General features: G+C 41.7%; 9 protein-coding genes, 2 tRNA genes and 1 pseudogene. 5 read left to right on the plus strand and 7 right to left on the minus strand.

The genetic code is table 11. The features are described 5' to 3' along the window. Nucleotides 1-31: 31 nt before the first annotated feature. The 3 genes from BN3283_RS07015 to BN3283_RS07025 form a co-directional block, all read right to left on the minus strand. Complete coding sequence (locus BN3283_RS07015; protein ID WP_059026178.1) at nt 32-3,481, minus strand: AAA family ATPase; 3,450 nt, start codon at nt 3,479-3,481, stop codon at nt 32-34. 236 nt (nt 3,482-3,717) lie between these two features. Continuing rightward, nucleotides 3,718-3,790: transfer RNA gene (locus BN3283_RS07020), tRNA-Gly, on the minus strand. Nucleotides 3,791-3,930: 140 nt separating this feature from the next. After that, nucleotides 3,931-4,149, minus strand: coding sequence for a hypothetical protein (locus BN3283_RS07025; RefSeq protein WP_059026179.1), 219 nt, complete (start codon nt 4,147-4,149; stop codon nt 3,931-3,933). A 429-nt stretch (nt 4,150-4,578) separates the two neighbouring features. Here BN3283_RS07025 and BN3283_RS07030 point away from each other — a divergent pair, with 429 nt between their 5' ends. Together BN3283_RS07030 and BN3283_RS07035 are read left to right on the plus strand one after the other, a co-directional pair. Next, complete coding sequence (locus tag BN3283_RS07030; protein ID WP_147625552.1) at nt 4,579-5,490, plus strand: L,D-transpeptidase; 912 nt, start codon at nt 4,579-4,581, stop codon at nt 5,488-5,490. A 12-nt stretch (nt 5,491-5,502) separates the two neighbouring features. After that, entirely contained in the window at nt 5,503-6,192 is a 690-nt protein-coding gene (locus BN3283_RS07035) for a murein L,D-transpeptidase catalytic domain family protein (RefSeq protein WP_082667080.1), read from the plus strand. 9 nt (nt 6,193-6,201) lie between these two features. Here the strand turns inward: BN3283_RS07035 and BN3283_RS07040 are convergent, their stop codons facing one another. From BN3283_RS07040 to BN3283_RS07050, 3 genes are all read right to left on the minus strand, one after another. Further along, nucleotides 6,202-9,594: a golvesin C-terminal-like domain-containing protein gene (locus BN3283_RS07040; protein WP_059026180.1), complete on the minus strand. Its 3,393-nt coding sequence runs from the start codon at nt 9,592-9,594 to the stop codon at nt 6,202-6,204. A gap of 255 nt (nt 9,595-9,849) precedes the next feature. Continuing rightward, nucleotides 9,850-9,922 (minus strand) — tRNA-Gly (locus BN3283_RS07045). A 122-nt stretch (nt 9,923-10,044) separates the two neighbouring features. Continuing rightward, nucleotides 10,045-10,479, minus strand: a complete 435-nt coding sequence (locus BN3283_RS07050; protein ID WP_041503611.1) for an Hsp20/alpha crystallin family protein — start codon at nt 10,477-10,479, stop codon at nt 10,045-10,047. Nucleotides 10,480-10,645: 166 nt separating this feature from the next. Between BN3283_RS07050 and BN3283_RS07055 the strand changes: the two genes are divergently transcribed. The 3 genes and pseudogenes from BN3283_RS07055 to BN3283_RS07065 form a co-directional block, all read left to right on the plus strand. Continuing rightward, nucleotides 10,646-11,158 carry a gamma carbonic anhydrase family protein gene (locus tag BN3283_RS07055; RefSeq protein ID WP_059026181.1) on the plus strand — a complete coding sequence of 171 codons (513 nt, stop codon included), beginning with the start codon at nt 10,646-10,648 and terminating at the stop codon, nt 11,156-11,158. 26 nt (nt 11,159-11,184) lie between these two features. Beyond that, nucleotides 11,185-11,835, plus strand: a complete 651-nt coding sequence (gene rpe / locus BN3283_RS07060; protein ID WP_286137575.1) for a ribulose-phosphate 3-epimerase — start codon at nt 11,185-11,187, stop codon at nt 11,833-11,835. Nucleotides 11,836-11,878: 43 nt separating this feature from the next. After that, nucleotides 11,879-12,583, plus strand: a pseudogene (locus BN3283_RS07065) (cell division ATP-binding protein FtsE); the annotation flags it as partial. 366 nt (nt 12,584-12,949) lie between these two features. Here the strand turns inward: BN3283_RS07065 and BN3283_RS07070 are convergent. After that, the gene (locus tag BN3283_RS07070; RefSeq protein ID WP_059026183.1) at nt 12,950-13,396 is read right to left on the minus strand and encodes an SPOR domain-containing protein; all 447 of its coding nucleotides are present in this window, start codon (nt 13,394-13,396) and stop codon (nt 12,950-12,952) included. Between the last annotated feature and the right edge of the window lie 61 nt (nt 13,397-13,457).

Raw genomic sequence — 13,457 nt, forward strand, 5'->3', positions numbered from 1 at the left:
GTATTGTATGCAACAATCTATTTATTCGAACTTACATTTTATATCCGATCGTATTCCGCTCCCTGACCATACTGGCAAGGAATTCCGGAGTGAATTGTTCCACATCGTGTTTAGTTATCGAATACATTTTGCCTTTGTTCTCTTTTAGACCGGTTTTAGCTACCCGTTGAATCCTATTTCGAATCATCATCTCAGCTACCAATTTGATCAGGCGAGCACTGGCGTGATTTTTTTTCTTATTGTCGACCAAATGGGAAATAAATGAAACGATTTGCTGTTGAGCCGTACGAGTCATTTTGGATTTTTCGGTAGCCAGATCCCGCTTCAATATTTCCAACAACTCCTCTTTCGTATAATCCTCAAACACCAAAACATTAATCATATCGGAAACTTTTTCCACGTCATCGTTCAACATGATTCGCGGAGGATTCTGCTTGGCGTATATAATCGTGTAAGCCCCCGGTTTTTCCGCCAATTGATTAACCAATAGGGCACGTACCCTCTCTTTCACTCCCGGAACATCATTCAAACGACTGGAATCTTCATCGAAGAAGAAAAGCCCACCTTTCGATTGAATCAGCGCATTGCCTATATTCTGCATGGCTTCTTCGTCTGTTTGTCCGATCAGCTTCTCTACCCGGAAACGTTTTACCTCCTCTTTGTCAATAATTCCCATAGCCTTATATAGACGGGCTATGATTCGAGCTACCGTCCCTTTGCCCATACCGGAATTACCTGTAAAACACCATTGTAAGGAGAGACGGGTATTTAATTTTACTCCTTGTCGGTTGTAATGTCGGGCCAAATCCACAAAATCGTGAATTTGTTTTTTTAATTTAGCCTGACCAACCATATGATCCAGATCCTTCAAAGCAGCTGCAATCTCTTTTTCATCGAACCGATCCTTGTAGGAATTGGGTAATTGAGAAGTTATATCGGGGATATCAACCTCCATCAAGGTAGTAATCTCCTTCCGGGTCAATTCCCGTTCTTTTCGGATTTTCATCGTTCGTGATGAAAGATTTCGTATAGCCTGATCTACCATCTTTTCCACGAAAAGAGCGTTTCCAAAATGTTTATCGTGTTCATCGTATACCTTAGATACTAACTTCTTAAAAGCCTCTTTGGCTTTGGGGTGTAAACTATAATTTTTTTCTTTCACTTTCTGAACGGCAATCTCCAGCAACTCTTCAGGCGTGTAATCTTCAAAATAGAATGAATAGGGAAAAAGCAATTTCAACTTCGGGTTAGCAGTCAGAATTTTTTCCATCTCTTCGGAATCTCCCCCCAATATGACCACGGTATCACCGTTCTCGGTTTCGGATAATTGATTTAAAATCATGCTTAAAGCCGTCATACCCGTTACCTCCTGAAACAAAGTATGAGCATTCTCAAGATAAAGAATCCCCCCTCGAGCTTGTTCATAAATATAGAATGCCATTTGCTGGGGAGGTACACTTCCGTCTCCGATCAATTCCCCCCGAGTTCTTACCGTTACCGCAGAATTTTCCAACACTCCCGCCGTATTGAAAATTTCCCCCAACATTTGAGCGACCGTAATTTTTCCGGTACCGGGATTACCCGTAAAAATCATGTTCAGCGGAGGAAGAACATCCGTAAATCCGTGTCTTTGCCTTTCCCGGATAAAATAGACATAATTTATATAGTTAATCATGCTGTTTTTCAATTTGTCAGATCCGATCATTTCATTCAATTTCTTCAATGAGTCTTCCGGACTCGGTTGCTCGCAAGCATCGATATCCTCCTCCCGAATCAACATCATCTCGTCCTTCGTGTAACTACCGGAACGATTAGCCATCAAACGTTTAGCCAATTTCGATGCGGCCGATGCCAAACGATCTTCTAAAAAATGCCCGTTTTCAAATCCTTCATTTTTAAACGTACAATAATCATTCAAAAGCTTGGCAAATTTCTCTTCCGCTTTTGGAGTAAATTTATATTGACGTAAGGTTAACATTCGATGCGTAATCTCCATAAGTTCATCCGGAGAATAATCTTCAAAAACCAATCGAGTGGGGAAACAACGTTTCATGTCGGGAATTCCCTCCGCTATGGCCAATAATTCATTCTTATTGCCGGCCAATATAACCAACACACGAGGGGATTCGTTATCCAGAATATTCAATAATATATTCCATATTCGAATGGCCGGATCATTCGGATTATTCGTCGGATAGAGCTCATCCGCATCTTCTATCAACAATATACCGCCTTCGCTCTTGCACAAGGCGTCCCGAATCAACTCTTCTTCTGCCGTTTGTCCGGGATTTGTTAAATGTTCCCGACGGTACCGGTGCAACTCACCGTTGCTTAATATGCCCTCTTTATAAAATATTTTTCCTATAAGTCGGGCTACCGTACTCTTCCCCGTTCCCGGATTGCCCATAAACAACATATGCATGGGAGGAAACTCATCATCAAATCCGTTCTCTTGTCTCATTTTTACAAATTCGACCAACTCGTTCACCCGGGTAATCTCCTCTTTTACGTTCCTCAACCCTACCAATTGATATAGTTGCTCTAAAGCATCTTCCTTTTCCATCCATTTTTCATCATTTCCCGGATGAACCGTATCGGTACGATCCATGGATACGACCTCTTCGTTAAAACGATACGGTACATCTTCCGTCCCTATTTCAAAATCCAATACGAGTACGACCTGATCAAAACAAAGTAATTCCACCGTATAACTTCCCGTTTCCCAAAAATGCTCCAATTTTCCACCTAAATCCACGGCAAAACAGAGCAATCGTCTTCCCTTCGAATCGGATACGTAATACTTTCCTTTAACCATCCGGGTTGCTTTCGTCATTCCATTATGATCCATAATGTTAACGAGAAATTCATAGGTCCAATCCTCTTGCAAACGATTTTCCGCCACAAGATAAAAACGTACGTCTTGCAGGTTATTTCCGTTCAACATGCGAAAAGAGTGGGGACGTTCCGTGTTGGGATCTTCCTCGCAACACTTATCAAATCCGGCATCAACAACCTTAAAATAATCCGACACATCAGCATGAGCCTCCAGCAAATGAATCTCATCCGATAAAGCGGCCATTCCGTTGACCACCACCTGTACCCGGTATACCCCCTCCCGGAATACAAACCCATTCAGATCCGCTAAAACAAACGAAACAGAATAGTTAAAGACATTCATATCTTTAGGAATAACCACTGCCTCCTCTTTCTTGGCCACCATAACTGGATTATCTTCATCCATAAAGAATAAACCGACAACAATCGAAGCATTCCATGAACTTTCATCATAGCGTTTGTTTATCCATTCCGTATCGATATAAAATGCCTCCACTTCATTTGAACGATAGACCGTACGGTAACGTTTATGTCCCGTATAATCAATGATGTTACGATTACTTATCCGGATACTTTTAAACTTAAACTCGTCTTCAGGATTTGCTTTCTTACCTCTGTTTTTTGCAGTATTTTTTTTGTCGGCCATATTATTTTACATTTTGGATTTTCACTATATGGTTTCATTGGATCCATACCGGATGAATCCGTTACACCAACTTCTCCAAAAATAATTTTATTTTCGTCCAAAAGCAATTCTTTCCTATTTTAATTAATTCGCTATTTTATAATATATTAAAAAACAGAAAGATGAGTATTTTTATCGATTACAGCTCCCGACTTTTACACAAAATAAAAGCGGTGATGAAACATCACCGCCTATCGAGCGAAAAACGGGACTCGAACCCGCGACCCCAACCTTGGGAAGGTTGTGCTCTACCAACTGAGCTACTTTCGCATTATCATCAAACAACGTTTTGGCATCTTCAAACCTACCCAAGGTTGCGTCTATACGCTTCGCTTCCGGGGGGAAGGTTGTGCTCTACCAACTGAGCTACTTTCGCATTATCATCAAACAACGTTTTGGTATCTTCAAACCTACCCAAGGTTGCGTCTATACGCTTCGCTTCCGGGGGGAAGGTTGTGCTCTACCAACTGAGCTACTTTCGCATTATCATCAAACAACGTTTTGGTATCTTCAAACCTACCCAAGGTTGCGTCTATACGCTTCGCTTCCGGGGGAAGGTTGTGCTCTACCAACTGAGCTACTTTCGCATTATCATCAAACAACGTTTTGGCATCTTCAAACCTACCCAAGGTTGCGTCTATACGCTTCGCTTCCGGGGGGAAGGTTGTGCTCTACCAACTGAGCTACTTTCGCATTATCATCAAACAACGTTTTGGTATCTTCAAACCTACCCAAGGTTGCGTCTATACGCTTCGCTTCCGGAGGGAAGGTTGTGCTCTACCAACCGAGCTACTCGCATACTTTTTTAAGAACAGGACAAAGGTATATAATTAATTCCAACACGCAAATTTTTATTTTAAATTTTTATACAAAAAAGTACCGGACAGCCTACCCTGTCCCTGCATTCGACGGAAGGAGATGTCAATTATCCCATCAAAAACTAAATAAATATGTTTTCTTGTTTTTAATTCACAAACATTCATAAACCCCTATCTTTCTACGGGTTTATAACGTATATTTAATCGAACTAACGAAGATAAAAATACACTTGTACAAGTATGATAAGAATATGGTTTCTATTCGTGTGTCTATTCGTGTACGGGCAAAAGCTCCCAACAGTAACGTTAGAAAAGGCGTTACTGTACAATCGCCACTCCCTGAAAGATACGTTTAACTCGGGAAAACAGAAACGGGTATTCCAGTGGCATAAAATAGCCCATCAATTAGATTATGTCAGGGCCTTCCAAAAACGACATATCGTTTTAGGAGTATTACAAAATTATAAAAACAGAAACGGATTGGCACCTCTTGTTAAGAACATTCAAAAAAACAAGTATAATCAACAACAAGATACCTTGGGGGTAGAACGAAATCAGGCCATTCCTCTTTACCGGACAAATGATTTAACCGCACCGGAACGCTACGGACCGGACGGAGCTTTAATTGCTATTTTACAGGACAGTGCCCAATTCATCAAGGTGACATTGGCCTCTTTCCGAGGGGTATGGATGGTTCCACGCAAATACATAAAAACCCTGGATTCGGTTACTTTCGATAAAGCGATCTTCATAGACCGTACCAATCAATACGTCACGACACTGGAGAACGCCGATTCGGTTTGGCTGATCAGGAGTATGAATCCGGCAACAACAGGCCTGCATCGGCCTCCCTATTATAAAGAGACTCCTACCGGTATATTTGTACTACAAAACAAAATACCCAAAATGTATTACACGAAAGACGGATCGTATCAAAATGCAGGATTTGCACCTTATGCCAGTCGTTTCAGTCGAGGGGCCTATATTCACGGCATACCCGTGAATTATCCGGATACGGTCATCCATGAATACAGTTACACGCTCGGAACTACGCCCCGCTCCCATATGTGCGTACGTAATGCCACATCTCATGCTAAATTCATTTACGATTGGGCTCCTATAGACAAAACTATTGTTATTGTAATAGAATAAACTTTACCTATCATGATCTCAAACAAAATCAGCTACCTATTGTTTATTTCATTACTCGTCTTTCATACAAATTCAGGTCAAGCCGACACACCCCTAAATAGTCTCAGCCTCTACCATGAAATGAAATTAAACCAGTTGATGGATTACAAAGTTTTCAAATACGCCATTGACGGATATAACAAAATTCCCGTCAAAAAACCGATTCTTACCGTCATTGATTTCACAAAGCCCTCTACTTCGAAACGACTGTTTGTTATAGACCTTAAACTAAAAAAACTACTATTATCCACCCATGTCGCTCATGGAAAAAACAGCGGAAATAATTACGCAACCTCTTTTTCCAATACGCCGAGTTCGTACAAAAGTTCCTTGGGATTCTTCCTCACGGAACGGACGTATCAAGGTAAAAACGGCTATTCGTTGATCTTGGAAGGATTGGAAAAAGGGATAAACGACCGAGCCAAAGAGAGAGCAATTGTAATCCATGGTGCAGACTATTGCGATCCCTCACTTTTATCATCAAGAGGTCGCCTCGGGCGCAGCCTGGGGTGTCCGGCCCTTCCCCGGCAGGTATCCCGCAAAGTCATCGACCTGATAAAAGAGGGATCCCTGCTATTCATTTTCGGAAAAGACATTCGTTACGAAAAACAGAGCCCTATTTTATCCGCCCCTCTTCAACATGCTTTACACCCGTCTCCCTGATCTCTTTTATCAATCTATTTTTATCCATTTTACAGCATCGGCAACAATCGCTAAATCTTTTCTTCCCTTTTCGTCCTTGTCCGAGAGAGTGACGGAAACTTCTCCTTCAGGGAAATCGAACTCGCCAAGAGAAGTCCAAACAGAATGTATTTCCGAATCATTCCCCTCTATTTCAATATGTTCCTCTATCCCTTCGCTTTTTACCGTGTAGTAAAGAACAACATCGGATAAATAATTTTTATCAACTCTTTTGACGTATCTGTCAAAAGGTATATACCCTGCCTTTACCATAATCCTGTATTTTCCCTTTTCCTTTAACCGGGCCTTCCAGGTTGCCGTGCAACTACCCGAACCAAAACTCTTGTAATAACAACTTCTCACGGAATCCCCCTGAAAATTCGGGCCAATAAAACTCTTCCACAAGCGGACCGACTCACTTTCTCTATTCAAATGGGTACTCTCCTCTCTCTTCTTTATCCCGAACCATTTTTGCAGTATGGTCTGGTTTACCTTATCATCAAATGAAAAACCGGGGTCCATATTATCCACCACGGTTTCTCGCGGGTCCAAAGCAAAAACAGCAGGGTCTATATCTGTCCAGCTAACCCGCGTTTCCAGTTTTTCAGGTTTTTCTCGGGTTCCTCTTTTCCACACCATAAAGGTATTCGGACGATTGGATGACATACCGGTAGTTACTTCCGCATTCGGTCCCCATTTCGCACAATAAGCCATATAAAATGATTTGGCTTCCCCGGGATTCAAATAACAACTGTAACGTTGAATAGCCTCTTCATTTTTTATACAGACCACGACAAAGCCGCCCTCTTTCCCGCAATTCTTCACTTTTCCTTCCAGTTCTGCCCATCCGGATCCGGTCACGAACTTACCGGATATCGGATCCGGATAAAAGTAAGAGGTTAAATCTTTTATTTTAAAATATTGATTGTGACGAACGTTCAACCATCTTTCAAACACTCTTCCGACATCTCCTCCCGTTCGACTTTTTAGCTCTTCACAAAAATCCTCAAAACGAATCATTCCCCGGCGGGTATGGTAAATATCATCTATCGCCCTAAAGAATGTATCCACGGAAACTTTCAACCCTATATGGTCCACCAAATCGCGTAAACTCCACAACAGCACGTTGTACCGCGTTGTTTGAGCGATATTCTTGTCCAACATAGCTTCTTTTAAACTATGTTCCCGGATGTAATCACGAGCCGTCTCCATATCCCCGACTCCAAATTTTCCCCCCCTACCCATTAAAAACGACTTATCCAAATAAAACCTGTCCCACAGTATGTTGATAAAGGGATATTGTTCCGAATAAATCGACAAACGACGATCCGTCATTAAAGAACTAATATCCGACGGATTCAGTTTCACCGCATCCGAAGCATAACTGTTTTGCATTAACAAAGGATGACTGTTCGATCCCGGTGTCCAGTCCTTACTCAAACAGTACCAAAGATTAATACCTTGTTCCAAAGTAGGATTCTGTGCCTCTTGCATATAGACCTGTCCATCCCCGATATTAATAGGAATGGGAGATCCGTCCCCAACGGGTTTATTGAGTATATAGAACATATCGACAGTATAGCTTCTTTCCGGCAAGAAAAAAATCCCGGGTTCGATTTGACCGCCAAGGACTCTGCCTTCATTGGATTCTATCCGAAACGACAACGGGGTCTCTATCAAACTCAGACGAGCCGTCGCCCCGTCTTTCCAAGTTAAATCCGCAAAATTCAATCCATCAGGAAACATATACGGGTTTTCGTAAAAAAATAATTTCACGTCCTCCACTTTCGCCGCGGCAAAATGCTTAAAAAAAGCCTTGGGTTCCGTTATGGTATTCAAGGAAAGCCTTACCAGACTATCCACATCCAACTGTCTCGTTTTAAAATTCCCGCCACAAACCGAGATCCCCGGTAAATAACCGGAAGAGATGAAAACGAGTGTGTCTCCCCGTTCGGAAACTCTCCCTTGCGAGAAGAGGGAAGCTTGACGAGGAACCACCACCTTCAGGTAATAAAGCGTCATATCCTTTCCCGTGTTCATCGGCATAAAAGGATGTACCGGGGCAATCGCCGTCGGATACCATCCGCACGCGGGTGTCAACAACAAATAATCATCCCCGATAAAAGCACTGCGCCGGCCCGTGGGAAAGAACAGGTCGTTATAGAAAGGATTCTCGTAATCCTGATCCGACAATTGCAAATTCGTGAAACTCTCATCGATTTTTCCCGAGTAACACACACGCAACCGCAAGGAATCACCGCCATCTATAGGACGATCCAATATAATAATTTGTCCGTCCCGCTTAAAATTTACGTTTTTTCCCCTCTCCTCCACGTCTTCGACCCGTAATCCCGGATTCAGGAAAAGAAGAGGTCGGTCGATCTTTTCTTTTGTCAGGTTACACAAAATCAGATCGCTTTCCATGAAAAGCCGATCCTGCCGTTGCTCCATCCTTATCGAATGACGTTCTATATGACAAAGTTTTCCCTTCCAATGATTACGGAAACTTTCACGATATTTTTCACGAGTACTTCGATCAGACCAATAAGCGGCCTCAAGCAAAATACCACACGCGATACCCAATAAAATAAGGGTTCCCCCCCCATAGGCGTAAAAGGTCGCACGTTTTTTCACGCTCGGTAAACGCTTCATTCCCTTTATGCTGCAAAATACGAATCCCGTACCCAACAGCAAAAAAATCGAACGATGCAATAAATAATATCCTAAACCCAGATGCCCTGTCACATCTGAAAACAGATTAGGCACCCCGGTCGCTAAAAAATCTACCGTACCATGTAACACATAAGGCAACCACACGATCGATACGCCTAACCAGCCGAGCAGAAGCAAAAGTGCCAGGTAGCGAAAACGCATAACACGAACCAACCAAAGACTCAACCCCATCATAAAAATCAAAGAAGGAATATTCAACGTGAAAAAATAAAACAGGTAATACCACGGATTCAAAGGTGCCAAACTGTTTAAATTTACAAAAAAGATGCAGGCTAACATTACAATCACGTTTACAATGGAAAACAACATGACATTCCCCAATATCCGTCCCCACGTGTAGTCTGCATTCCCCATCGGACGGGCATATATCGGCTCTAAGGTTTCTCCCATCCCCTCCCTCCTCGGGAAATCAGTCATTATGACGATCACGAATAACGATTGCAGAACACTAAACAGATAGGCATTTATCAGAGGCACGGATGACGGAAGAGCAACTAACTTCCAATTCTCACAATACCCCTCTCCCTGCAAAAACAGTTGGTATAAGGTAATACTGAATAAAGAAACGAGAACAAACAGCAAAAATACCCATCCCCTGCTTTGTTGTTTCGCCTCGTAAACGGCTACATGGAACACGTCACGCATTTTCATAAGTCATTCGGTTATAAAACGGTAAAAAATAGTTATCAGATTTCCTTTTTGTCGGTAGACTAACGGAAATTCAGAATTCACCGTCCGAATACCAATCTCCCCCTCAATTTCTAATTTCTTTATTTAATTTAGATTTTGTAAAACTAAATATATAGTAGATAAAAAACAAATAAAATTTATTATTTTATAAATAGGGGAATTTCTTTTAACAATACAAAACGTCGTCCGAATTAAAATCGGACGACGTTTTACCGGAGCGAAAAACGGGACTCGAACCCGCGACCCTAACCTTGGCAAGGTTATGCTCTACCAACTGAGCTATTTTCGCAAATTATCAAATGCATCTCACATGCCTTTTATTGCGATGCAAAGGTAAACTCTTTTTCAAAAAAGAACAAAAAAATCGGCCGATTTTTTTCAAAATCGACCGATCACTCAAAATAAAACCACCTACTTTACCTGTATCGTCTTATTTAATTTAGCTCTCTCTTCGTTTTTAGGCATCGTAATATCCAAGATACCGTCTTTATAAACCGCTTCGGCTTTACCGACATCGTATTTATCCTCCGGCAATTCTATCGTACGATGAAAAGAGACGGAGGTAAACTCTCTTCGTAAAAATTTTTGTTTACCATCTTGCTCTTCCTTCTCCTCTTTTTGTTCACCGGATATTGTCAGGAAACCATCTTTATACTCTAACTTAATATCTTCTTTTTTCATCCCCGGAACTTGAAGTTCCAACGTCAGATTCTTATCGTCCTCTTTCACGTTCAAAGCCGGAATTCCTCTTTGTTCGTTAATGGTCTTAGGCCATGTATCGAAAAAATCATCAAAGAGATTAGAATAAAATGGCCTTAAATCACTATTTCTTTTCACTATGCTCATAATTTTACCTCCTCTATTAAAAGTGATCGTTTAGTTTAATTGTACATCGTCTTATACGTTGAAAATTCCAAAGTGTTACAAAAAGAATATATAAAATCACGAAAGGAAATTGTTTTCTGATGCATATTTCGTAATTTCGAATCCTGAAAATAACGAAGATTTTACTATGGCAATTATTAGAGAATTAAACGGACATTCTCCCAAGTTCGGAGAGAATTGTTTTATTGCTGAGAATGCAGCAATCATTGGAGAAGTGGAAATGGGCGATAATTGCAGTATTTGGTATGGTGCTGTATTACGGGGAGATGTACATTATATAAAGATAGGTAATAATGTAAATATTCAAGACAACGCAACCATCCATGCCACCTACAAAAAGTCGCCAACAAATATAGGTAACAACGTATCCATCGCGCACAATGCGGTCGTCCACGGGTGTACGATTCATGATAATGTATTAATCGGCATGGGAGCCATCGTGTTGGACAATGCCGTTATAGAAAGTAATTCCATTGTCGCCGCGGGAAGCGTGGTAACCAAAGGCACCGTCGTTGAATCCGGTTGGGTATATGCCGGAGCCCCGGCCAAAAAACTGAAAGAGATGGGACCGGAATTACTTCGTGACGAGGTGGAGCGTATTGTAAACTCCTATTCCACGTATGCAAGCTGGTATAAGTAATTTTAAAAAAAAACGGAATAAATTATATGAGTATCATAGTCTCACCTTCCTTACTATCTGCAGATTTCCTTCACTTGGCCAAAGATGTTGAAATGGTTAACGAAAGTTCCGCAGACTGGTTTCATTTGGATATCATGGACGGCGTTTTCGTCCCGAATATTTCTTACGGTCTACCACTCGTATCACAAATAAAGAAAGCAGCCCGGAAACCGTTGGATGTGCATTTGATGATCATTCAACCCGAACGTTACGTGGAGGCTTTTCATAAAGCAGGAGCCGATATTTTGACGGTCCATTACGAAGCGTGTACACATTTACACCGGACTTTGCAACAGATCAAATCAATGGGAATGAAGGCCGGGGTAGCCCTCAATCCGCATACCCCGGTACACGGCTTAGACGATATCATTCAAGACATCGATTTGGTTCTGCTTATGAGTGTCAATCCCGGATTCGGCGGACAATCTTTTATAGAAAGTACGCTCCAGAAAGTTACAAAACTCAAAAAACTGATAAAGGAAACAGCATCCTCCACCTGTATAGAAGTCGATGGCGGTGTGAATTTCGAGACAGGACGTCGGCTTGTGGAAGCCGGGGCAGACGCTTTGGTTGCGGGGAGTTTCGTATTTAACTCTCCGGACCCGAAAAAAAATATTGAAGGATTGAAAAATTTATAATCCGCCGACCGGAGGTGTAAAAAAATAGTAAAACGATACGCTTATGTCTATGGGAACTATTATCAAGCTGGAGCAAGCAGCTATCCGGCAACAAAAGAACACGGTATTAAAGAACGTTAACCTGGAGATTGCCGAGGGCGAATTTGTTTATATCATCGGAAGAGTAGGTAGTGGGAAAACGTCTCTATTAAAAACATTATATGCCGAAATACCTTTAGAATACGGAAAAGCGGAAGTTGCCGGATTTAAATTAGGCCAGATAAAAAAATCCCATATCGCCCTATTAAGACGAAAATGCGGCATCGTGTTCCAGGATTTCAAATTACTCACGGACAGAAATGTTTATGCCAACTTAGAATTTGTATTGAGGGCAACAGGATGGAGAGACAAAAAAGCGATCAGGGAACGAATAGACGAAGTCCTCGAGAAGGTGGAGATGCCGGATAAGAAAGATAAATTCCCGCATCAACTCTCCGGAGGAGAACAGCAGCGTATTGTATTGGCCCGGGCTTTATTAAACGCCCCTCCCCTTATTTTGGCAGACGAACCGACCGGAAATATAGATCCGGAAACCTCCTACCATTTGATCGAACTGCTGAAAGACATTTGTGACAGCGGGAAGACGGTTATCATAGCAACCCACCAGTACGACCTGATCACCAAATTTCCCGGACGGGTTTTCCGATGTGAAAACGGAACCATTCTTGAAGACCACTCTTTTTCTGAGATTGTAGCGGAAAACCCGCCCTTAAGTGAAGAAGAGATCGAAAATATCGTGGAGAGCAACCCGGAAATATTAACACGGAATCCGGAAAACGAGACTTCAACGGTAGAAGAGTGCGTCATAAACACGACTGGCAATAATATGCCTGTGGAAGAAAGCGTTATGGAGTCCTTGGAATCGGAGCAGATGCCGACGGAAGCCGAAAGCACGGAGGAAGGAAAAACAGAGGACTCATTTTTAACAGAAGAAAAACAGACAGATAAAAAGGAAAATGCGCCGAACGATGCGATAGGTATTGAATTAATATAAAAAAACGGGCCGAATCCAAAAAAATACCGCTTATGAAGTGAAAAACATCATAAGCGGTATTTTTTTATATCAATCAGATTTTTAGTTATCTTTCGTAATCAATAACCACGCATCCGAAAACTCCGGATATCTCTCTCTCACCCGTATCAGTTCGGCCCTTGCCGGGGCCTCTTCGTCAAAACCGGCAATACTTACCCGATTCATTCCGGCATCATTTTTCATAATGATACTATTATATCCCTCACCGATCAAACGGTTCCGTAACCTAATAGCATTATCTTCATTAGAGAAACTTCCTACAATAACGTTATACTTTTTCATAACATCGCCGTGGGTCATGGTTACTTTCTCTTCCTTAGAAACAACAGGCTTACCGTTTATCTTCTTCTCCTGCGTTTGTGTTGTAGGAACTGTTTGCTCAATTACCACATCTTCCTCTTCTTCGAAAGGCGGAGCATATACCTTTTTATTTGTCCCGCAACTGGCCGCAATGACAGCCAACATAATTATCAATACAATACTTTTCATTTTTTCCCTTCTTTAAATGTTATAAATCTTTTATCTACGCAGAGCAAAATTAATGATAAAA

Source organism: Gabonibacter massiliensis (genome assembly GCA_001487125.1).
In the GTDB taxonomy this organism is placed as follows: domain Bacteria; phylum Bacteroidota; class Bacteroidia; order Bacteroidales; family Marinifilaceae; genus Gabonibacter; species Gabonibacter massiliensis.

Excerpts from the sequence above, each read along its gene's own strand:
- BN3283_RS07055 (WP_059026181.1), top strand. The coding sequence starts at position 10,646 with ATGGCAATTATTAGAGAATTAAACGGACATTCTCCCAAGTTCGGAGAG.
- BN3283_RS07030 (WP_147625552.1), top strand. The coding sequence starts at position 4,579 with ATGATAAGAATATGGTTTCTATTCGTGTGTCTATTCGTGTACGGGCAA.
- BN3283_RS07035 (WP_082667080.1), top strand. The coding sequence starts at position 5,503 with ATGATCTCAAACAAAATCAGCTACCTATTGTTTATTTCATTACTCGTC.
- BN3283_RS07070 (WP_059026183.1), bottom strand. The coding sequence starts at position 13,396 with ATGAAAAGTATTGTATTGATAATTATGTTGGCTGTCATTGCGGCCAGT.
- BN3283_RS07050 (WP_041503611.1), bottom strand. The coding sequence starts at position 10,479 with ATGAGCATAGTGAAAAGAAATAGTGATTTAAGGCCATTTTATTCTAAT.
- BN3283_RS07040 (WP_059026180.1), bottom strand. The coding sequence starts at position 9,594 with ATGAAAATGCGTGACGTGTTCCATGTAGCCGTTTACGAGGCGAAACAA.
- BN3283_RS07015 (WP_059026178.1), bottom strand. The coding sequence starts at position 3,481 with ATGGCCGACAAAAAAAATACTGCAAAAAACAGAGGTAAGAAAGCAAAT.
- rpe (WP_286137575.1), top strand. The coding sequence starts at position 11,185 with ATGAGTATCATAGTCTCACCTTCCTTACTATCTGCAGATTTCCTTCAC.